20 protein-coding genes and 1 riboswitch are annotated in these 20,284 nt (G+C 34.9%); of the genes, 6 read left to right on the top strand and 14 right to left on the bottom strand.

Going from position 1 to position 20,284, the window contains the following annotated elements; all coding sequences use genetic code 11:
• Nucleotides 1–19: 19 nt before the first annotated feature.
• The 8 genes from spoIIIAE to JOC48_RS00845 all read right to left on the bottom strand — a co-directional run bounded on the left by spoIIIAE (nucleotide 20) and on the right by JOC48_RS00845 (nucleotide 5,854).
• Nucleotides 20–1,207: a stage III sporulation protein AE gene (gene spoIIIAE / locus JOC48_RS00880; RefSeq protein WP_204497151.1), complete on the bottom strand. Its 1,188-nt coding sequence runs from the start codon at nucleotides 1,205–1,207 to the stop codon at nucleotides 20–22.
• Between the two features lie 26 nt (nucleotides 1,208–1,233).
• On the bottom strand, nucleotides 1,234–1,623 hold the full coding sequence (gene spoIIIAD, locus JOC48_RS00875) for a stage III sporulation protein AD (protein ID WP_204497150.1): 390 nt from the start codon (nucleotides 1,621–1,623) through the stop codon (nucleotides 1,234–1,236).
• A gap of 5 nt (nucleotides 1,624–1,628) precedes the next feature.
• Nucleotides 1,629–1,835 carry a stage III sporulation protein AC gene (gene spoIIIAC, locus JOC48_RS00870; protein ID WP_204497149.1) on the bottom strand — a complete coding sequence of 69 codons (207 nt, stop codon included), beginning with the start codon at nucleotides 1,833–1,835 and terminating at the stop codon, nucleotides 1,629–1,631.
• A 16-nt stretch (nucleotides 1,836–1,851) separates the two neighbouring features.
• Nucleotides 1,852–2,364 carry a stage III sporulation protein SpoIIIAB gene (gene spoIIIAB / locus JOC48_RS00865; protein WP_204497148.1) on the bottom strand — a complete coding sequence of 171 codons (513 nt, stop codon included), beginning with the start codon at nucleotides 2,362–2,364 and terminating at the stop codon, nucleotides 1,852–1,854.
• Nucleotides 2,309–3,286, bottom strand: a complete 978-nt coding sequence (gene spoIIIAA / locus JOC48_RS00860) for a stage III sporulation protein AA (protein ID WP_204497147.1) — start codon at nucleotides 3,284–3,286, stop codon at nucleotides 2,309–2,311. The genes spoIIIAB and spoIIIAA overlap by 56 nt, the downstream gene beginning before the upstream one ends.
• A 235-nt stretch (nucleotides 3,287–3,521) precedes the next feature.
• Complete coding sequence (gene efp, locus JOC48_RS00855) at nucleotides 3,522–4,079, bottom strand: elongation factor P (RefSeq protein WP_204497146.1); 558 nt, start codon at nucleotides 4,077–4,079, stop codon at nucleotides 3,522–3,524.
• A gap of 23 nt (nucleotides 4,080–4,102) precedes the next feature.
• Nucleotides 4,103–5,164, bottom strand: a complete 1,062-nt coding sequence (locus tag JOC48_RS00850) for a M24 family metallopeptidase (protein ID WP_204497145.1) — start codon at nucleotides 5,162–5,164, stop codon at nucleotides 4,103–4,105.
• A gap of 198 nt (nucleotides 5,165–5,362) precedes the next feature.
• Nucleotides 5,363–5,854 (bottom strand): YqhR family membrane protein, encoded by a 492-nt coding sequence (locus JOC48_RS00845; RefSeq protein WP_204497144.1) that lies wholly within the window; start codon nucleotides 5,852–5,854, stop codon nucleotides 5,363–5,365.
• A gap of 629 nt (nucleotides 5,855–6,483) precedes the next feature.
• On the opposite strand from JOC48_RS00845, the gene JOC48_RS00840 reads away from it, so the two are divergent.
• On the top strand, nucleotides 6,484–6,867 hold the full coding sequence (locus JOC48_RS00840; RefSeq protein ID WP_204497143.1) for an SA1362 family protein: 384 nt from the start codon (nucleotides 6,484–6,486) through the stop codon (nucleotides 6,865–6,867).
• 54 nt (nucleotides 6,868–6,921) lie between these two features.
• Here JOC48_RS00840 and mntR read toward each other — a convergent pair whose 3' ends face one another.
• Together mntR and JOC48_RS00830 are read right to left on the bottom strand one after the other, a co-directional pair.
• Nucleotides 6,922–7,341 (bottom strand): transcriptional regulator MntR, encoded by a 420-nt coding sequence (mntR, locus tag JOC48_RS00835; RefSeq protein WP_204497142.1) that lies wholly within the window; start codon nucleotides 7,339–7,341, stop codon nucleotides 6,922–6,924.
• A 161-nt stretch (nucleotides 7,342–7,502) separates the two neighbouring features.
• Nucleotides 7,503–10,064 carry a vitamin B12-dependent ribonucleotide reductase gene (locus JOC48_RS00830; RefSeq protein WP_204497141.1) on the bottom strand — a complete coding sequence of 854 codons (2,562 nt, stop codon included), beginning with the start codon at nucleotides 10,062–10,064 and terminating at the stop codon, nucleotides 7,503–7,505.
• Nucleotides 10,065–10,468: 404 nt separating this feature from the next.
• On the opposite strand from JOC48_RS00830, the gene JOC48_RS00825 reads away from it, so the two are divergent.
• The gene (locus tag JOC48_RS00825; RefSeq protein ID WP_204497140.1) at nucleotides 10,469–10,861 is read left to right on the top strand and encodes a rhodanese-like domain-containing protein; all 393 of its coding nucleotides are present in this window, start codon (nucleotides 10,469–10,471) and stop codon (nucleotides 10,859–10,861) included.
• 167 nt (nucleotides 10,862–11,028) lie between these two features.
• Here the strand turns inward: JOC48_RS00825 and gcvPB are convergent, their stop codons facing one another.
• From gcvPB to gcvT, 3 genes are read right to left on the bottom strand one after another with little or no spacing between them, the layout of a single operon-like run.
• Nucleotides 11,029–12,489 (bottom strand): aminomethyl-transferring glycine dehydrogenase subunit GcvPB, encoded by a 1,461-nt coding sequence (gene gcvPB / locus JOC48_RS00820; RefSeq protein WP_204497139.1) that lies wholly within the window; start codon nucleotides 12,487–12,489, stop codon nucleotides 11,029–11,031.
• On the bottom strand, nucleotides 12,482–13,831 hold the full coding sequence (gcvPA, locus tag JOC48_RS00815; protein WP_204497138.1) for an aminomethyl-transferring glycine dehydrogenase subunit GcvPA: 1,350 nt from the start codon (nucleotides 13,829–13,831) through the stop codon (nucleotides 12,482–12,484). The genes gcvPB and gcvPA overlap by 8 nt, the downstream gene beginning before the upstream one ends.
• Before the next feature lie 12 nt (nucleotides 13,832–13,843).
• Nucleotides 13,844–14,947 (bottom strand): glycine cleavage system aminomethyltransferase GcvT, encoded by a 1,104-nt coding sequence (gcvT, locus tag JOC48_RS00810; RefSeq protein ID WP_204497137.1) that lies wholly within the window; start codon nucleotides 14,945–14,947, stop codon nucleotides 13,844–13,846.
• Nucleotides 14,948–15,098: 151 nt separating this feature from the next.
• Nucleotides 15,099–15,186, bottom strand: a riboswitch (glycine riboswitch).
• Between the two features lie 142 nt (nucleotides 15,187–15,328).
• On the opposite strand from gcvT, the gene JOC48_RS00805 reads away from it, so the two are divergent.
• Both JOC48_RS00805 and JOC48_RS00800 read left to right on the top strand, forming a co-directional pair.
• Nucleotides 15,329–16,996, top strand: a complete 1,668-nt coding sequence (locus JOC48_RS00805) for a DEAD/DEAH box helicase (protein ID WP_204497136.1) — start codon at nucleotides 15,329–15,331, stop codon at nucleotides 16,994–16,996.
• Nucleotides 16,974–17,774 carry a YqhG family protein gene (locus tag JOC48_RS00800; protein WP_204497135.1) on the top strand — a complete coding sequence of 267 codons (801 nt, stop codon included), beginning with the start codon at nucleotides 16,974–16,976 and terminating at the stop codon, nucleotides 17,772–17,774. Before JOC48_RS00805 ends, JOC48_RS00800 begins: the two co-directional genes overlap by 23 nt.
• 106 nt (nucleotides 17,775–17,880) lie before the next feature.
• On the opposite strand, the gene JOC48_RS00795 is transcribed toward JOC48_RS00800, so the two are convergent.
• The gene (locus tag JOC48_RS00795) at nucleotides 17,881–18,072 is read right to left on the bottom strand and encodes a YqzE family protein (RefSeq protein WP_420829199.1); all 192 of its coding nucleotides are present in this window, start codon (nucleotides 18,070–18,072) and stop codon (nucleotides 17,881–17,883) included.
• A 170-nt stretch (nucleotides 18,073–18,242) separates the two neighbouring features.
• On the opposite strand from JOC48_RS00795, the gene comGA reads away from it, so the two are divergent.
• Together comGA and comGB are read left to right on the top strand one after the other, a co-directional pair.
• Complete coding sequence (gene comGA / locus JOC48_RS00790; RefSeq protein WP_204497133.1) at nucleotides 18,243–19,253, top strand: competence type IV pilus ATPase ComGA; 1,011 nt, start codon at nucleotides 18,243–18,245, stop codon at nucleotides 19,251–19,253.
• Nucleotides 19,210–20,280 (top strand): competence type IV pilus assembly protein ComGB, encoded by a 1,071-nt coding sequence (gene comGB, locus JOC48_RS00785; RefSeq protein WP_204497132.1) that lies wholly within the window; start codon nucleotides 19,210–19,212, stop codon nucleotides 20,278–20,280. The genes comGA and comGB overlap by 44 nt, the downstream gene beginning before the upstream one ends.
• Nucleotides 20,281–20,284: the final 4 nt, after the last annotated feature.

Below are 20,284 nucleotides of genomic sequence, written 5' to 3'. Positions count from 1 at the left end.
GATATGACCTAAAAAGTTCTTATCTAAGCATGAGAGTTAAATTACTTGAAGCGACTAATAAAACAATCGCTAAAAAGAACATAAACGATACAACTAGTAGCGCTGCAAAAATATATAAAATGTGTTTACTAATAATATCCATACATTTTATTACAGGCCCGTCCCCAATTGGTTGTAATAGAGCTGAAGTTAACTTGTAAATAATAGAGATAACAAATATTTTAATAGCAGGAAATAAAATAATAGCTAGTAATATCACCACACCGACAATGCCCACTGCATTTTTCAACAAGAGAGATGCACTAAGTACAGTGTCTGTAGCATCTGTAAACATTCTTCCTACAACTGGTATGAAATTTCCAGTTACAAATTTAGCGGTTTTCATCGCTACACCATCTTGAATAGCGCTGGCTGCACCTTGGACTGAAATAACACCTAAAAAAATGGTTAAAAAAGCACCTAGTAATCCTAGACCAATGTTTTTTAACAAATTCGCTAATTGCGTTACTTTGTAGCTTTCATTTAAGGTGCTAACAATTTGTAGAAGTGCTGAGAGAAAAAATAATGGGATGACAACATTTGAGATTAGTAAAACACTTGTATGAATGAGAAAGACAACTATAGGATGAAAAAAAGAAACAGCAACTAAATTTCCAAATGATGCCATTAATCCAAGCATTAAAGGAAGTAGGGCAACCATAAAACTACTCATTGTAGAAATTGTCTCATTAGCATAAGATGCTGCAAGCTGAAAGCTATTCAATGCCAATACGACCAGAACTAGGTAGATAACCGCATAGCCTACTTTACTTACTGCTTTGTTTTCAAACGCAGATTGGAGTGTTTGTAGAATCATACAAAATAATGTAAGCATTATTAAGGTACCTAGTAACTTCCCATTCATCACCAATTCATAAAATAAAAATTCTAAAAGTCCGACTATCCACTCTTTTACTGATAAGTCTCCACGACCTTTGATAAACTCAAAAAAAGAGGTCTTTTGTATTCCAGGTAAGTAACCTCCATATTCATTAACAACTTCATCCCAATAACCTTTTACTTCGTTAAATGAGATAGAATCTAACTCCATATTCTCCATCGTTTTCTCATCGTTTTGATTCGCATCTGCAGATGTCAGAAGAGGACATGAGTAAATCATCATCAACAAAACAAAGATTGCAACCATCAACTTTATTGCTTGGTTCATTCACTACACCCTTCTCCCTTCCCACCCTAGGCAGGGATAAACCCTATAATTGTTTCAATAACTGCTGTTAATATTGGTACTGCTAATACGAGTATTAAAATTTTTCCACCTAACTCAATTTTAGCCGCAACAGAACTAAGACCAGCATCTCTTGTAATATGCGCTCCAAATTCAGCAATGTAAGCTATTCCAATAATTTGCAAGATTGTGTCGATATACATTCCTTTCACATTTGCTCTTTCACCAAGGTATTTAATTAATTGAAGTATCTCGCCAATATGCTGAATAACAACAGTGAAAATAGCAATACCAGTTAATAGAATAAGAAAGAAGGCGAATGATGGCTTCTGTTCTTTCATAATGAGCACTAATAAACTCGCAACGATCCCAATACTAACAATTTGAATAATCTCCATAATGCTTACCCCTGAAACAAGAATACAGACTTAATTTGCTGGAATAGATCTGCAATACCATTGATTACAAAAATCAAAACAATGATAAAACCTACAACACTCGCAAATTGAGCATATTCTTCTTTTCCCATTTGCTTCAAAATAGTATGAATCATGGCCACTATGATCCCTATACCAGCAATTTGAAATAAAATTGATGCATCGCCAAGCATTCGACCTTACTCCTTTCTAAATCAAGAGTAAAACTAATAGTAATCCTGTTAAGAATCCTAAACTTTTTACCATTTTGCTATATCTGTACTGGTGATCCTGTGCATCCTGGAGCTCTCTTTCTAAGTGTGATAGTGCTAATTGAATGTGTTTTTGTTGCTGAGTAAAGTCATGTTGTCCAAGGGTTCGGCCAAACTGTCGAAGTATTTCTTTCTCATTGGATCCTAACGCAACGAAAGGCCATATATGATTCAAATTATTCACCCAAATGGTAAACAGCGTTTCAGATTTCTTCGTTAAATCATCACTTACCGATTTAAAAAACCACGAAATGGGATGGGGTAATTGTTTAGAGACGCTTAAGCATGCTTCTGTTACCGGTGATTGACTATACAATATTTCTGCCTCTAATATTTGAAACGCATTTTTTAGTTGCCTTATTTGTTTTGGACGATCATTTAACTTTTTTGCTATCTCAAACCCCACCCAAGTGGTGGCGCTTAATAATAGAAGTGCCCCTATCCATTTCATTTTTTGCGCACCTCAACTTCTTAAGAATATTTTGTTCCTTTTCATTAAAAATTCCATTAACCCTGCCAGGCTTGTTGTGTTTTTCTAATGTAATAAACCGATGAAAAGCATTGTATTCTAGTAGTGGCATTAAAGATGGACGCTTTTTCAACTCAGAAAGGGATTCTGCGTGCACTGAACATATAATTTTGACACCTGCATGTAACCCTTCCATTAATGCATTAACATCTTCAACACTTCCGATTTCATCTACAACTAGAACATCTGGTGACATAGAGCGTATCATCATCATTAATCCTTCCGCTTTCGGACAGGCATCCAGTATATCTGTCCTTATCCCTAATTGATGCTGCGGAACCCCTTTTACACAGCCGCCAATTTCCGACCGTTCATCCACAACCCCGACTTTCAGTGGTTTTACACTCCCCCACCCAGATGAAATTAACCTTGTTAAATCTCTTAGAATCGTTGTCTTACCCGTTTTGGGAGGTCCGATAATCAATGTACTTAAGTAACCATTATTATATAAATAAGGGATATATTGACTTGATACACCCACCTTTTCCTTTGCAATTCGAATATTAAATGATGAGATGTGTTTAATTGCCTTAACCGAACCATTTGTTGTATTTACTTTGCCAGCAAGGCCAACACGATGTCCTCCCTCTATTGTTATATAACCTTCTCGTAATTCATCTTCTAAACGATAGAGAGAAAATTCGCTTAACTGATTCAAAATAAATTGTCCATCTCCTTCCGATGGAATAAAGGTAGATATCCATTCTTCCTGATTATCATAAATAAGTTCAATAGGTCGTCCAATTCGAACTCTAATTTCCTGTATACTCGTCCATCGATTAGAAAGTGATTGAATAATTTTTTTCTTAAGGTTTGGTGGAAATATACGCAAAATTTCTTCCATCGCTAGAAATCACTTCTTCCTATCTATGTTTTGCACCTCTAATGTATATGTATGCTTGTCTGTCCCTTATATGACTACACGATATCAAATTAATAGATAATTGATAGAGTGGCTTTTTATCTTCTACAGGCATAATAAACTGTCGTTTAAATGGAATAAAAAAATGTCCTTAATACCAAGCTTCTGTTTTAAGAAGATTAGTATCAAGAACATTCTTATCATTTACTATTCATTTTTATGCTCGAGAAACATATTTACCATCACTAGTACTTATTACCAATACATCACCCTCGTTAACAAAGAACGGTACCTGAACAATTAAACCAGTTTCTAGAGTAGCAGGTTTTGTTCCACCACTAGCAGTATCACCTTTTATCCCAGGCTCAGTTTCTGTAACTGTAAGTTCTACGTTATTAGGTAAATCAACACCCAACGTCTCACCTTCATAGGTAATAATATTCACTTCCATATTTTCTTTTAAAAACTTCAATTCTCGCTCGATTTGGTTTGTTTGTAATTCCAATTGTTCAAATGTATTGCTGTCCATGAACGTATGCACGTCTCCAGATGAATATAAATATTGCATTTTTCTATTTTCAATATGGGCACGATTTACTTTTTCCCCTGCACGGAATGTTTTTTCTTGGATACTTCCATTTCGCAAATTTCTTAATTTTGATCGAACAAATGCAGCACCTTTCCCAGGTTTAACATGTTGAAAATCTACCACTTGCCAAATCCCATTATCCACCTCAATCGTTAAACCTGTACGAAAATCGTTTACTGAAATCATTTCTACTCCTCCTTGTACTTTCCCTACAATATAATTAATTCTTTTGGTGAATGGTTTAATCTTTCATTCCCATTTTGTGTAACTACCGTATCATCTTCTATTCGACATCCGCCAATTCCCGGCACGTAAATCCCTGGTTCAACTGTAACAACCATCCCCGCTTCTAATAATTGGTTGGAACGAAATGATAGACCTGGACCTTCATGCACCTCTAATCCTATCCCGTGCCCCGTTGAATGTCCAAAGTATTCTCCATAACCTTTTTCTTTAATATAATCTCTCGTGAACGCATCTGCTTCCTTAGCAGTAATACCTGCCTTTATTCCTTCCATACCCTTCTTTTGAGCTTCTAGAACAACATCATAGATAGTGTTAAGTTCATCACTAATCTTTCCAACAGCAACTGTTCTTGTGATATCTGAGCAATATCCATGGTACAATGCACCAAAGTCTAGTGTTACCAGTTCGCCTGACTCAATTGTTTTTTCCGAAGCAACTCCATGAGGAAGAGCAGATCGATAACCTGAAGCTACAATGATATCAAAACTAGAGGACGTTGCCCCTTGCTTTCTCATGAAGAATTCCAACTCATTTGATACATCAATTTCTTTTATGCCTGGCTTTATAAAAGTAAGAATATGGTCAAAAGCTGCATCGGCAATTTTTGCTGCTTCTTTTAAAATATTAATTTCCTCTTGACTCTTTATTAAACGTATTTTTTCAATAATACCACTAGTTGGAACCAATTCGGTTGATATTTCTTTTTTATATTGTTCATATACCCCATATGTTAGGTCATCTTTTTCAAAGCCTAATTGATTAATTCCAAGTTCTTTTACTTGATCAGCAATCTCTAATCCGATTGGTTGTTTGTGTTCAATAATTTTAAACTCTGTTGCCTGTTCTGTTGCTTGTTCTATGTATCTAAAGTCCGTAATTAGCAGTGACTCATTTTCTGTAATCAGGACTACTCCAGCCGTACCGGTAAACCCTGTTATGTACCTACGATTATAAGAACTGCTAATTAACAGTCCATCCAAATCCTTCTCCTTTAACATTTGACGGAGCTTTTCAAGTTTCCCCAAATGAACCATCCTTTCAAAACCTATTTTTTCATTGATTGGCTGAATTCAAACCTAAAAGATGGACCTGCGTCCATCTGTAAACAAAGGCTTGTTGACATTTCTCCCCTAATCCTTCTTCATATAATGCTTAGCGGGCACACTTTTTAAGTTTATCATAATTGTCTTTGTAATACTTGAATAATGTACAAAAATTCCAATTTAACTATTCTCTTTACTTACTGAATCCTGATACTCATACGAAATGGAATAACCGATAAATGCTCCATAAAGTCCAAATAAACAAAGGGTTGTTACTATAGTATTACTATCTAGTTTAGTCATATGATTTATATTCGGAAAAATTGGTTGTAATAAATAAAAAACTACAAACCATAATGCAATACCAAACATAATGCTCGTCCAAATTCCTTTCAGTTGCTTAAATAATAGATAATAAGCCAATGCAACAAGAATGGACAATAAACCAATGACCAAAATAGATAATAATTGTCCCAACCATCCATCAGACCAGTTTGTTTGTAACCATGAACGGAATACAAAAGATGCTGGCGAAACAGAAGAAAAGTTAAAATAGGCTGCAACAACCCCAAAAAAACTCCATATGACACCCCCAATAAATCCCGTCAATAGTGCACTTGCAAATACGGATATTGGTTTTTCTCTTTTGTTTTGTTCTAATTGTTTTTCCATTTAAAGACACCTCCAAGATTAGAATGACCAGAAAATTATCATTCAATCCGAATATTTATAATAAATACTATGAAGGATTATGACTTCTGTATTAATTAGAATTGTTTTACTATTATTTCCGAATAAATGGATTATATGTGCTAGTGAAAAAGGTGAATTTTTAGTAAAATAGAATATATGAAGAAAATGTAAAAATCGTAAGCACAAACGAAAAGTTACACTATCCCCTTAACTCTCAACTAAAATACAAAAAATGAAGAAATCATCAGATAATGAATAATTTTCCTTTTAAACGGAAAGAATCTTTTATAACAAGGTGTTAACATTCAAATAAGCTCCTAAAATATATAAAATTATTGTTTCGCCTTCACTTCACATGAAAAATTTCATACAATACTATAAATTCTATCGGTTAGATTGTTGAAACTTTCTAGGAAAGAAGATGTCTAGATTTTATCCTTTTTCAAACTCTTTCGAATGTATAAAAGCTTGACTAGGAAATTATTCATCTCTTCATTTCTAGTTATAAAAAAAGAAAATAAATAATCAGACAGGTTTCTTAGTGGTATACATGATAATAAACGTAACATGGTGAGGCGACAAAGTCAGAGAAAGGAGGATTTAGTGGCATGTTTAGACGTAAACTAACCCCATTAATTTATTTGCTTATAGGTCTTGCTGTTATTGGATTTATTGGACAGTTGGTTACAGACACAGCGTCACTCATTACCAACTTATTGATAATGATCGCGATTGGTGCCATTATTTATGGTATCATCTACTACTTTGTTATTAGTAAGCGAAGTCCAAATGATTTAAAAAAATATAAAAAGGCTGTAAAACAGTCAAAAATGAAGTACAAAAAAGGCCATAAAGGAAATAAATCTTTCTCTCAGTTGGCAACGAAACAAACACCTTTACTAAATAAAAAAAGAAGCACAAAATCGCGCCCTACCCATTTACGAGTAATTGAAGGAAATAAACCAAAACGAAAAAACCGAGCTTCCTTTTAGATGCTCGGTTTTTATTTTTTTGCAGAACAAAACTCGCCAATAGCTGCGAGTTTTTCATTGCTCGTTATTTAATTGAAGTACCTTCAGTTCTTCCATTCGAGATGGATTTTCTTCAAAATATTGTACTAAATCACCGATTCTATCAATGGAATTCCAGCTTAAATGATGTTCTATTCCTTCAACATCCTCATAAATATTCTCTTTATTTACACCGATTATTTCTAAAAATTGCTCAAGCAATTCATGTCGATAAACCAAGCGCTTGCCAATTTTTTTCCCTTTAGAAGTAAGGATTAACCCTCTATATTTTTCATAATTCAAGTATTCATCTTTATCTAATTTTTGTACCATTTTTGTAACGGAGGACGGATGAACTTGAAGTGCTTCAGCTATATCAGATACTCTGGCATACCCTTTCGTCTCAATTAATAGATAAATTTGTTCGATATAATCTTCCATGCTAGGTGTAGGCATTAATAATCCTCCATTCATTTCTACGTATCAATAATAAAAGGATACACCAGTTTTAGTCATGAAACAAGCGAATTAATACACCTTATTAGTCCTTTAAATTATTTAAAAACAATGCATTACGAACAGGGCAACTAATTTAACGAAGTTGCCCTGTTCTAGTCTTATAAGCCACATTTTAACTGTGCATTACAATTCGTACAAGTGTTACATCCACCAATATCTTCCACTGTTCCTTTACGACATACCGGACAGGTATCGCCAACTTCAGAACCAATCGTTACATTTGTTTTTTCAAGTTCTTGAACGGTATCCATCAGTACAACATGTGGTTTGTGTCGTGAGTCTGCCACATTCTCCTCATCTTCAAAACTGTTTTCTTCGGCTTTTAATGTTAAGACTTGTGAATCACGGCTGCCATCAACATACACTGTTCCGCCCTTTGCTCCACCTTTATACAAACGTTGATAAACATTTTCAACTTGTTCAACAGTATATCCCTTTGGGGCATTAACGGTTTTAGATATTGAACTATCTACCCAATTTTGTATTACACATTGGGTATCTGCATGGGCTTCTGGCGCAAGATCCATTGCGGTAACAAACCACTTTGGTAAATTATTAGGATCTTGTTCCGGATGTTGATCTAAATACTCTTGAACAATATCTGCTTTTACTTCGATAAACTTACCTAATCGGCCACTTCTGTAGTATGAAAAAGAAAAATACGGTTCTAATCCTGTAGAAACTCCAACCATTGTTCCTGTGCTTCCAGTTGGAGCAACTGTTAATAAATGCGAGTTCCTTATCCCATATGCTAAGACACCTTCTCGGATGTCTTTTGGCATTTTTTTCATATAGCCAGTGTTAACAAAACGCTGTCGCAGTTTCATTGTTTCTTCTTCCGTATCACCAACCAAGAATGGAAAACTTCCTTTTTCTTTTGCTAATTCAATAGAAGTTCTATAGGCTGTTGCTGCGATTGTTTCAAAAATCTGGTCAACTAACTCATTTCCCTCTTTAGAACCATATTCTGTTTCACAGTAAATCAACAAGTCATGTAAACCCATAACACCTAAACCTACACGTCTTTCACCTAGTGCTTGCTTTTTATTTGCTTCTAAAAAATATGGTGTTGCATCAATCACGTTATCTTGCATTCTTACACCAGTTTTAACGGTTTGCTTTAATTTTTCAAAATCTACCCTTTTGTTTACTTTATCTGCAACTGAAGCTAAATTTACTGCAGCCAAATTGCAAACACTATAAGGTGCAAGTGGCTGTTCACCACAAGGGTTTGTTGCTACTACTTGCTGACCATACGCTTTAGCATTCGTCATGTCATTCGCATTATCGATGAAGAATATACCTGGTTCTGCAGAGTATGTTGCACAAATATTAATTAAATTCCATAATTCTTTTGCTTTAACTCGACGATAGACTCTTAAGCTATACCCTTGTTCTTCCCACGTTCGAACGTCACCGTATTCATGCCACGTCTCATTATAATCCTTCATCTCATCGGCTGTATAATTTTCAACATCTGGGAATCGCAACTCATAATAACCATCATTTTCAACAGCTTCCATAAAGTCTTTTGTAAGGCAGACAGAAATATTCGCCCCAGTTAAGAACTCTGAATTATGCACACTGTAATTACCGCCTGCTGCTAGTTTTTCTTCTGCTTCTTTAATTGCACGATCCGGGAAACCACCTTGGCCTGGCATATTTTTGTAATTAACAATACCTTGATACATATCCTGTTCTGTTTCTGTTAAAGGTGTAAATTTCAATTTTTCATTTGCTAAATGTTTAATTTGTTCATCTTCTGTATTTTCAATTAAAAACCTTAAGATTCTTGGATTTTGCATTTTTGAGATAATAAATTCAATGATATCAGGGTGCCAATCAGCTAACATTATCATCTGAGCACCCCTGCGCGAACCTCCTTGTTCAACAAGGTGTGTCAGTTTTGCAATATCATCTAACCAAGAAACAGAACCAGATGATTTCCCATTCACACCGCGTGCCAACGTATTTCTTGGCCGTAACGTTGAACCGTTCGTGCCAACACCGCCACCACGGCTCATAATCTCCATCACTTGTTTTCGGTGATCAGAGATTCCTTCACGCGAATCTTTTACAAACGGCATCACATAACAGTTAAAGTATGTAACCTCTGTCCCCGAACCTGCCCCGTAAAGCACTCTACCAGCAGGGATGAAATTCAAGTTCGATAATTCCTTGTAAAATTTTTCGAACCATTTTTGTTCATTTTCTTCTGTTACTTCTACAGCTGCTAACCCGGTAGCATTACGCATCGCAATCTGCTCATAAAATACTTCTAGGGGTTTTTCAATGACATCCAAGGATCGAGTAATAATTCCTGTCTCTATTTCCTTCTCATTATCCAAAACTGTAACAAATTCTTTATCAACTTGAACATTTGCTTTTTTATTTTCCCAATCAATCGATTTAATAAAACCTAGGCCTCTTGCTGGAAATTTGGGATCTGCCTTAACCGTAAGAACAACAAAATCCCCTTCAGTCAACGTTGTTTTCTCCGTATCCTTAAAGGCGTAGCGATCAAGCATAACGAGCCTAGAAACTCCTTTATGAGTAACCTTCATTTCACTCGTTATAGGATGAACCTGAGGGAACAAACTAATGTCTTTGTTTAACTTTTCGACATTAATCTCCATTTGGGTTTCAGTAATAGTTCCCATTTTTGACATCTCTCCTTTAAAAAGATTCTATTATGTAAAATCATTGTAGTTGAAATATTACTAGGAATATTTACTTTCTAATTTATCACAAAACACAAATCAATAACAATATATTGTATTAAAAAATAAGAATTAACACTACATATTGTGATATTGAACAAGTCATTTTGAATTTGTCAACATCAATATTCTTCGATATGCTTTGAAATTAAGAGATATTAAAAGGAAGTTTTCTTTATTATTAATAAAAAGGATTATTTTTAGACTTGCCATCTTTACTGGAATAGACAATAACGTTGCCAAAATTCGACAAAAGTAATATTAACTAATAAATTATTTTCTTAGCTCTACTAAAAATGCTATAATCATCTTATAATATAATAGAAGAAAAAAGCGGAGGAATCATGATGGAATTACTATTTTTATTAGCACTAATTGCTGCACTAATTTTATTTAGTGTCTTTCGATATCTTAAGCAAATGAAAATCCTTAATACGTTGACTGAAGAGCAATTTAGAGAGGGTTATCGTAAAGCACAATTAATCGATGTTAGAGAGCCTAAAGAGTTTGAAGGTGGTCACATTTTAGGAGCCAGAAATATCCCAATATCACAAATGCGCCAACGACTAAATGAACTTAGAAAAGATCAACCTGTCTATTTATACTGTCAAAGTGGAGCTAGATCCGCAAGAGCTGCTTTATTATTAAATAAAAAAGGCTACAATGATTTAAACCATTTAAAGGGTGGATTTAAAAAATGGAATGGGAAAATTAAAGCGAAAAAAGTTCAATATTAATGAAAGTACTCCGAATGGTGAAGAAACATACGAATTAACGTTCCATTTATTAGACCAAGTCGCATAATGATTTGGTCTCTTTTTGTCTGGCTGTTTTTTTAATGGGTCTTTATGAATAATAAGCTAAGAGCCTTTTCTTGAGAAAAGGCTCTTAGCTTTATTTATAATCATTCCGGTTTATAACGTAAGATTGGTTTTCGAGCTGCTGTAGCTTCATCCATCCGCTTCACAACTGTATGATGTGGAGCTTCTTGCACTTGCTCTGGACTGTCTTCTACCTCAGCTGCAATTTGTAACATTGTTTTAATAAAACCATCCAAAGTTTCTTTTGATTCTGTCTCTGTCGGTTCAATCATAAGTGCTTCTTCCACATTCAATGGGAAGTAAATTGTTGGAGGATGATAACCAAAATCAAGTAGACGTTTCGCAATGTCTAACGTTCTAACACCTAATTTTTTTTGTTTTTTTCCTGACAAGACAAACTCGTGCTTACAATGCTGTGGATATGGCAACTCAAATGTTTCCTGTAAACTCCGCATCATATAATTTGCATTTAGCACAGCATATTCACTAACTTGCTTTAGTCCTTCTGCCCCCATCGTTCGAATATACGTATAGGCACGTAAATTTATCCCAAAATTACCATAATATGGTTTTACTCTACCAATTGAATGAGGACGATTATCATCAAACACATATTCATTATTTTGTTTCGTCAGAATTGGTTTTGGTAAAAATTTAGCTAACTCTTTCGTTACACCAACAGGACCAGATCCTGGGCCTCCACCACCATGAGGACCAGTAAATGTTTTGTGCAAATTCAAGTGTACGACATCAAATCCCATTTCACCTGGATTTGTATAACCCATAATTGCATTTAAGTTTGCCCCATCATAATAAAGACGCCCGCCAGCTTCATGAACAATACTGGCCATCTCTAGTATTTGCTCTTCAAATAACCCAAGCGTGTTTGGATTTGTCAACATCAAAGCAGCAGTATCTTCATCAACAACTCTCTTTAGATCACCCAGATCAACCAGACCACGCTCATTCGTTTTTACAGTGACCGCTTCAAATCCTGCAACAGTTGCTGAAGCGGGATTGGTTCCATGTGCAGAATCAGGAACAATAACTTTCGTTCTGTTCGTGTCACCATTTGCCTCATGAAACGCTCGAATCATCATTAATCCTGTCCATTCTCCTTGTGCTCCAGCAGCTGGCTGTAAGGATACCTCAGCCATTCCTGTAATTTCTGCTAAAGATTGCTGAAGGTCATACATCACTTCTAATGCACCTTGCACCGTATTTGTAGCCTGATAAGGGTGGATATGACTAAAGCCCTCTAATCTTGCTATATCCTCATTAATTTTCGGATTATACTTCATTGTACATGAGCCTAACGGGTAAAATCCCGAATCAACACCATAATTTCTACGAGATAATCCTGTGTAATGTCGAATGATTTGTAGTTCACTTACTTCTGGTAAATTCGGTTCACTCTCACGAATATACGGACTAGAAATTTGTTTTGTTAGATCAACTTCCGGAACATCTAATTCTGGTAAACTATGCCCGATTCGCCCAGGACTGCTATGTTCAAAAATTAGTGAAAAGTTTTGATTAGCCATGAATTTCACCTACTTCCTTTACAAATGTGTCTATTTCATGTTTCGTACGTATTTCCGTTACAGCGACGAGCATCTTGCCATACATGCCTGTGTTCATTTGTTCTAAATCAAAACCACCAATAAAACCTTTTGTTAAAAGCTTCTCATTTACTTCTCGGATAGATTGATTCATATCAATGACAAGTTCATTAAACAACGGACCTTGAAACACAACTGGTATTCCTACTTCTTCAAATTTCGATTTTAAATAGTAAGCCTTTTGCATCGATAACCAAGCCATTTTCTTCATTCCTTGTTTACCAAGAGCTGTCATTGCAACAGATGAAGCTAAAGCATTGAGAGCCTGGTTAGAACATATATTTGATGTAGCTTTATCTCTTCGTATATGTTGCTCTCTTGCTTGTAATGTCAAGACAAATCCTCTTCTTCCCTCTTCATCTAGCGTTTGACCTACTAGTCGACCAGGTACTTTTCTCATAAGCTTCTTTGTAGTAGCAAAGTAGCCACAATGTGGTCCACCAAATTGGGATGGAATACCAAACACTTGGGTATCACCAACAACGATATCCGCTCCAAATTCACCAGGAGGAGTTAAATATCCTAGGGCTAATGGATTGCTTGATACTATAAACATTGATTTTGGTTGTTGTTCAAGTAGTTGTTTAATTTCTTGTAACGGCTCTATTTGTCCGAAAAAATTCGGATACTGAACAACGACGCTTGCTGTGTTCTCATCTAACTCGTTTGCTAAAGCTTCGATATCTGTTACCCCATCTTGCTCTTCAATTTCAACAATTTCAAAATCTTGTCCTTTAGCATACGACTTAATAACCTCTAGAGATTCAGGGTGGATGGTTTTAGAAACAATCACTTTCTGTTTTTTTGTTTGTGCAACACTTAAATTCGTAGCTTCAGCAAGAGCTGTACCGCCATCGTACATAGAAGAATTAGCTACATCCATACTTGTTAATTCACAAATCATTGTTTGAAATTCAAAGATAGCCTGTAATTCTCCTTGGGAAATTTCTGGCTGATAAGGCGTATACGCTGTATAAAATTCAGACCTCGAAATAATATGATCAACAATCGAAGGAATATAGTGATCATAGACACCTGCACCCAAAAAGGAAGTATGTGACTTTACACTAATATTTTTCTGTGCCAGATTGGTTAATTCTTTCGTCAATTCATGTTCATCGATGGGTGCTTTTAAATTTAGTGGTTGTTTTAATCGAACTTTTTCAGGAATGTCAGAAAATAGCTCTTCTGTTGAATTAATTCCAATTTTTTTTAGCATTGCACTTTTGTCACTATCTGTCATCGGTAAATACCGAAACTCCATGGTGAATCCCCCTTATGATCGTTTATAAAATGGTGTCTTAACAACACAAGCTTTTCGTTGTTTGTTTCTAATTTGAATAAATAATTCTGTACCAATCTTAGTTAAATCTGTGTCGATTAAGGCCAAGCCAACATTCTTGTTCAGTGTTGGTGATTGAGTACCTGATGTAATAACTCCAACTACATGACCATCATGAATTACTTCATAGCCATGTCGAGGAATTCCTTTTTCAATCATTTCTACTCCAACTAGTTTTCTTTTTGGACCTTCTTCCTTCTGTTTCTTCAACACTGATTTACCAATAAAATCATCTTTCTTATTCGCTTTTACTGCAAACCCCAACCCTGCTTCAATTGGAGTAATTTCTTTGGTTAATTCCTGACCGTATAGGGCTAAATTAGCTTCAAATCTTAACGTGTCCCTTGCACCTAAACCAATTGGTTGAAGGCCCTCACTTTCTCCAGCTTCAAGTAATTGATTCCATAATTTGCTACCTGCAGATGCATCTAAATAAATTTCAAAACCATCTTCCCCTGTATAACCAGTTCTTGACACGATTGCCCCTTCATTGATTCCTTCAAACTGAACTGGTGTTTCAAAATGGAAAAATTTAATCGAAGAAAGATTTGTTTGTGTTAACTTCTGCAAGATCATTTCCGCTTTAGGCCCCTGTATTGCTAATTGAACATAATAGTCAGAACAGTTAGTAAGTTCAACATCTGATTCTTTATGTTTTTCTAACCATTCATAATCCTTTTGTAAATTAGCAGCATTGACAACCAGTAGGTATTTATTTTGATTTAACATATACACAATCAGGTCATCAACTGTTCCTCCATCTTCATAACACATAATGGTGTATTGAGCTTTCTTGGGAGTTAAAAGAGAAACATCATTCGTTAACATTTTTTGAAGAAATCGCTGACTTGCATTACCTTCTACTAAGATCTCCCCCATATGAGAAATATCAAATAAACCAGCAGCATTTCTAGTAGCATGGTGTTCCTGTTTTATTCCTGTAAATTGAACTGGCATTTCCCAGCCGCCAAAATTAACAGTTTTTGCACCTAGTTTTTTGTATTCTGAGAATAACGGTGTGCGTTTTCGATCTGCCATTTTTCTTCCCTCCTACTTTTTTAACAACAAAAAAAGAGATTTCACCAAATAAATGATGAAATCTCTGTCCTTGCACCAGAAAGTTTGGCCAGTACAATATGACTGGCTTGCTTCTTGGGTAGTTTACGTTGGTAAACACTCTCCAGAGTTGCGTCATACAAGAGTCTTTTTGCCTGAGAGATTCACACGTTGGCTTGCTCCTTCGGCGCTACACAAGTAGTCTCTCCCCTTGTAATCATTCGCTTATTATTATTAAATTACTGTTCTTTGGACATACTACACAATAGATTTATTTTAAATTATATCACAACAAAACAGTGTTGTGGAAAAAATTAAAAAATTCATAGAAAATATAATGTCCTATAAAGGATGGGTTTACAGATGAATATACAAATCAATCGTGATCAACGTTTTATAGATGAATTGGATAATAAATTAGAAAACGAAGGTCCATTTTGTTCTTGGGAACTATTTAAAATGTCCTATCATTCCTCTGTAGCAACGATGACAGAAGAGTTCAAAGGCTTAACTGCTCCTTCAAGGTTACCACACATCACATTTTTACAGCATCAATTAGATTGTGCCAAGCAAGTAATTGAAGAAATGAATGGTAGAGGGATACTTGCAGATGAAGTCGGACTCGGCAAAACAATAGAAGCAGGTTTAGTTTTAAAAGAATATATGATTCGAGGCTTAGTCAAAAAAGCATTGATCCTTGTTCCTGCATCTTTAGTAAATCAATGGGTGAATGAATTAAGACAAAAGTTTTATATACCTGCTATCTCACAAGGTAAACGGCCAGTATGGGATCAAAATAACGTGGTCGTTACTTCCCTAGATACAGCTAAAAGACCTCCTCATCGTGAAACAATTTTAGAACAAGACTATGATTTTGTTTTAATTGATGAGGCTCACAAATTAAAGAACCATAAAACGAAAAACTATGAATTTGTACGATCATTAAGGAAGAAGTACTGTTTATTGTTAACTGCAACACCGGTTCAAAACAAACTTACCGACATTTTCAATTTAGTCTCCATTCTTAAACCTGGTTATCTTGGAAATTATGATGAATTTACAAAACAGTTTGGTAGAGATAGAAAGAATCTTTTCAATGATACGCATTTAAAACAACTGGTTCAAAAGGTAATGGTAAGAAACCGTCGTGGAGACACCGGAATAGACTGGACCAAACGAAATGTAGAAACAGTTTGGATTAATTTTTCTGATGAAGAGCAACAAGCATACAACGAGTTGGTGGAAATTGTAGATGAAACCTCTAATTTTTCATCGATTACGTTTACAAGAGAACTATGCTCCTCAAGAGAAGCTTGTTATTTGTCCTTAAAAAAATTAGTGAATCAAGGAAACACAAAAAATACAGAAGCCTATGAGGCTTTTATGAAAAGAATTGAACAACTACCACATCATGCAAAAGCTGATAAAGTGGTGGAATTAATGAAAGATAAAGATGAAAAATTTATCATTTTCACAGAGTATCGGGCTACTCAATTTTATCTGCAATGGTATCTTCAACAACACGGTATTTCTTCCGTACCATTTAGAGGTGGTTTTAAGCGAGGGAAAAAGGACTGGATGAGGCAGTTGTTCGAAAATCACGCACAAGTACTGATTGCAACGGAAGCTGGTGGAGAAGGAATTAACTTGCAGTTTTGTAACAACATGATAAACTATGATCTCCCTTGGAATCCAATGCGTTTAGAACAACGTATCGGACGCATTCACCGTTTCGGACAAGAAGAAGATGTCAATATATATAATTTTGCAATTAAAAATACGATGGAAGAACACGTATTAAATTTACTTTATGAAAAAATTCAACTTTTCGAACGAGTAATTGGTAATTTAGATGCAATTTTGGCAGATTTAGAAATTCAAGATGTGGAACACGAAATCCAAACCATCTTTCAAGAGTCAGCTACTGAGGGTGAAGCAAGAATTAAACTAGAAAATTTATCATCTGTGATATCATATGCCCAACAACAGCAATCTGAGGAGGATTGGAATGACACTCGAGAATCTTCATAATTTTATTACGGATTACTTTACAGCAAATCAATGTGAAATATTAGAAAATGACAATGGAAAATTAAGTATACAACTTACTGATAAAATGGATGAAAAATTAATGAATCGTCCATTCTATTGGCAATACGTGAAAAAGTTAGGTTATCCAGGTGAACCGATGCAAGTTTCCTTTATTACGAACCCTGACCGTAAAGATGAGGATGGCGAATGGGTGCATTTTGGTAGTCCTCGAATACACCAAATATTCAATCTTTTGAATTCTCAAGGGAAGTATACGCGCTTGTTCGAGAGGACAACAACTGGTAATAGAACTGCATTAATTCCTTGGTTAGTTACGAATGTTAAAATTAGCTACACTGGAAAACATAAGAAAGACGAGATTCTGTCCATTGGGTTGCAATTAATTAATGGGGCAATGAAAACAATGATGATGGATGAATTAGAAAAATTACACTTACAGCCTTCTATACCAGACTTTTGTTATACGATCACACCGATCATTCGACTAAAGAGTGGATACCAAAGAATCAACCGCTACGTTGAAAATTATTTAGAGAACATCGAGCATAGTTGGGCCGAGGAGTCTTGGAGTCACTTACAAGAAGAAAAAAAGCTTCTGGAACATTTTTATCAGCACTCCATGGATGAGGATGAAGATCGTTTTAATCAAGAGATAAAGGATTTAGAAGGAAGATTCAAACCACAAATTAATATAGAAGTTATAAATGGCGGTCTCTTTTATTTATCACAAGCGAGTTCATCAAAAATCATTTTGTAAATAGCTTTGTTAAAGATCGGTGTTCATCTCTATTTCACATCATGAGTCAAAAATTTACTACTTAGCAATAAAAAAAGTAGTATGGCCTTCTTCCAGTTGTGCCACACTACTTTTTCTTTTGTATTAATAGCTTTAATGCAAATGGTAATAAACCAAACCAACGTCCTGAAATATTATCGGTTTTATTATTGCTACGATTTTCTTTTCTTTTTTTCTTTTCTTCTTGGGGCATATTCATATATTTAACGATTTCTTGTGTCATGAATTTGACGTAATCATTTCCAGACAACTTAATCACCTCACTACTATTTTACCCTATTTGATCTTATTTATAAGTAGATAAAGCTGTGTTGAAATTTAACTGTCATTCGCATCAAAATATTTTGAAATTTTTTAAAGAAATTTGAAGGGAATTGTTGCGTTGTGTCGAATAGTAATATAAAACAATATAGCGAGGTGATCTAAATATTGAATCCAGCAGCTGTTTTTTCCAATCAACTTCTTTTATCTGCTATTCAATCAACTGCATCTGATATTCATCTTTGTCCATCCACTAAAAGTACAGAAATTTATTTCCGAGTTCACGGAAAGCGAGTATTTCACCAATTTTTACCGTTTCAGCAGTATGAAACATTGCTAACGTACTACAAGTTTTCGTCTGGGATGGATATTGGAGAATCCAGAAAGCCACAACATGGTACCATTAATTTCAGCTCACAACAAAAGAAATTTTCCTTAAGATTATCTACTCTTCCTGTCAACTCCCTTGAAAGTCTCGCCATTCGTATTCTTCCCCAACAAGAAGCTCCATCATTAGAACAGTTATTCCTATTTCCTTCTCAACTTCAAAAGATTAAACGTTGGATAAACAATCGATCGGGAATCATTTTGTTCACTGGACCAACTGGCAGTGGAAAAACCACAACTCTGTACGCCCTTCTACAATCCTTACTCATTGAACAATCTTTTCAAACCATTACACTTGAAGACCCTATAGAAAAAGAAATGAAAAATATATTACAGGTCCAAGTAAACGAAAAAGCCGGCATTAGTTATAACATTGGCTTAAAGGCTGCTCTTAGACATGATCCTGATATTATTATGGTAGGAGAAATTCGAGACAAGCAAACTGCTCACTTTGCATTTCATGCTTCACTTACTGGCCATTTAGTTTTAAGTACATTACATGCAAAGGATGCAGTTGGGACAATTCACCGTTTAATAGAGATGGGCATTAATAAAACAGAATTAGAGCAAAGTTTAATCGCTGTTGCATCTCTCCGCCTATTACCGATTAATACAAATAATAACCTTCCATCCCGCGCGGCTATTCTTGAATTATTAGATGGTAATGTGATGAAAAGTGCGATTAAAGGAAATTCAAAATTGATTCAAAAAGAACTGATTACATTTGATCAACTAAGGAGGAAAGCCTATGCTTATGGATTTGCGGAGGAAGCTATTTTCACAATTGATTAAATACAAGCAAAAACAACCTCTATCCATTCAAAAACAACATGACTTTCTCAAACGGCTATATCGACTGATTGAAAATGGGTACTCTTTATTGGAAGCACTTGAAATTCTTCATTGGGAGAAATCATGGCAATATCAAACCAATTTAATTATTGAGACACTTAAAAATGGAAAATCGCTCCATATTGCCTTACAGGAAGCCAACTTTCATAAAAAAGTAATCTCGTTTATGTATTTTGCAATGCTCGATGGAGATTTAGAAACCGCATTAAAACAATGTTGTTTAATGTTAAACCAACAAATTCAGTTCACGAAAAAATTCAAACAAACAGCAAGGTATCCGCTTTTTTTAGGTATCCTTTTTATTACTTTATTGTATTTTATAAAAAATTCCGTTTACCCGTCTTTTCTCCATTTATTTTCTTCAACTTCCGGGACCTCGAAAATAACTGATTTCGCTATAACATTTATCCATATTCTATTTCAGATTTTAGTATACGGTTCATTATGTTTAATAATCATTTATGGAAGTTGGTTATTGATGAAGGAAAAATTAAGCGTTGAAAACCGAATAAAGGTATACCATCTTATCCCCTTCTTTCATTTTATTCTAAAACTAAACAACTCTTTTTTATTTTCTATTCACCTAAGCTCCTTACTAAATGCAGGGTTATCATTAAAAGCATGTCTTGAAACCCTGCACAATCAACAGCAATTACCGATTATTTCGTATTATTCAAATAGAATGATCTCCGAATTAAAGAGAGGGAAATCAATCACATCCGTTCTCCCGTCTTGTTCGATGTTCACGAAAGAACTATATAGAATTTTTAATAAGAATATAAATAACCAGGTTCTTGCTAAAGATTTAGCCATCTATGCTGAGTTTTTAATTGAACAAATTGAAAGCAAGACAAAGCAATTGATTGATTTTATTCAACCAGCCTTTTTCATTATGATTGGTGGATTAATCCTGTTTATTTACTTAACTTTAATGCTACCGATGTTCCAATTAATTCAAAACCTATGAAATG

It is taken from the genome of Aquibacillus albus (assembly GCF_016908325.1).
GTDB lineage: Bacteria > Bacillota > Bacilli > Bacillales > Amphibacillaceae > Aquibacillus_A > Aquibacillus_A albus.
Note: the sequence above shows the minus strand (reverse complement) of the source record. Positions and strands in the feature narration are given on the sequence as shown.

What these genes read in the sequence shown, in the direction of transcription:
- spoIIIAE (WP_204497151.1), bottom strand. Translation starts at nt 1,207, where the DNA reads ATGAACCAAGCAATAAAGTTGATGGTTGCAATCTTTGTTTTGTTGATG.
- spoIIIAD (WP_204497150.1), bottom strand. Translation starts at nt 1,623, where the DNA reads ATGGAGATTATTCAAATTGTTAGTATTGGGATCGTTGCGAGTTTATTA.
- spoIIIAC (WP_204497149.1), bottom strand. Translation starts at nt 1,835, where the DNA reads ATGCTTGGCGATGCATCAATTTTATTTCAAATTGCTGGTATAGGGATC.
- spoIIIAB (WP_204497148.1), bottom strand. Translation starts at nt 2,364, where the DNA reads ATGAAATGGATAGGGGCACTTCTATTATTAAGCGCCACCACTTGGGTG.
- spoIIIAA (WP_204497147.1), bottom strand. Translation starts at nt 3,286, where the DNA reads ATGGAAGAAATTTTGCGTATATTTCCACCAAACCTTAAGAAAAAAATT.
- efp (WP_204497146.1), bottom strand. Translation starts at nt 4,079, where the DNA reads ATGATTTCAGTAAACGATTTTCGTACAGGTTTAACGATTGAGGTGGAT.
- JOC48_RS00845 (WP_204497144.1), bottom strand. Translation starts at nt 5,854, where the DNA reads ATGGAAAAACAATTAGAACAAAACAAAAGAGAAAAACCAATATCCGTA.
- JOC48_RS00840 (WP_204497143.1), top strand. Translation starts at nt 6,484, where the DNA reads ATGTTTAGACGTAAACTAACCCCATTAATTTATTTGCTTATAGGTCTT.
- mntR (WP_204497142.1), bottom strand. Translation starts at nt 7,341, where the DNA reads ATGCCTACACCTAGCATGGAAGATTATATCGAACAAATTTATCTATTA.
- JOC48_RS00830 (WP_204497141.1), bottom strand. Translation starts at nt 10,064, where the DNA reads ATGGGAACTATTACTGAAACCCAAATGGAGATTAATGTCGAAAAGTTA.
- JOC48_RS00825 (WP_204497140.1), top strand. Translation starts at nt 10,469, where the DNA reads ATGATGGAATTACTATTTTTATTAGCACTAATTGCTGCACTAATTTTA.
- gcvPB (WP_204497139.1), bottom strand. Translation starts at nt 12,489, where the DNA reads ATGGCTAATCAAAACTTTTCACTAATTTTTGAACATAGCAGTCCTGGG.
- gcvPA (WP_204497138.1), bottom strand. Translation starts at nt 13,831, where the DNA reads ATGGAGTTTCGGTATTTACCGATGACAGATAGTGACAAAAGTGCAATG.
- gcvT (WP_204497137.1), bottom strand. Translation starts at nt 14,947, where the DNA reads ATGGCAGATCGAAAACGCACACCGTTATTCTCAGAATACAAAAAACTA.
- JOC48_RS00805 (WP_204497136.1), top strand. Translation starts at nt 15,329, where the DNA reads ATGAATATACAAATCAATCGTGATCAACGTTTTATAGATGAATTGGAT.
- JOC48_RS00800 (WP_204497135.1), top strand. Translation starts at nt 16,974, where the DNA reads ATGACACTCGAGAATCTTCATAATTTTATTACGGATTACTTTACAGCA.
- comGB (WP_204497132.1), top strand. Translation starts at nt 19,210, where the DNA reads ATGCTTATGGATTTGCGGAGGAAGCTATTTTCACAATTGATTAAATAC.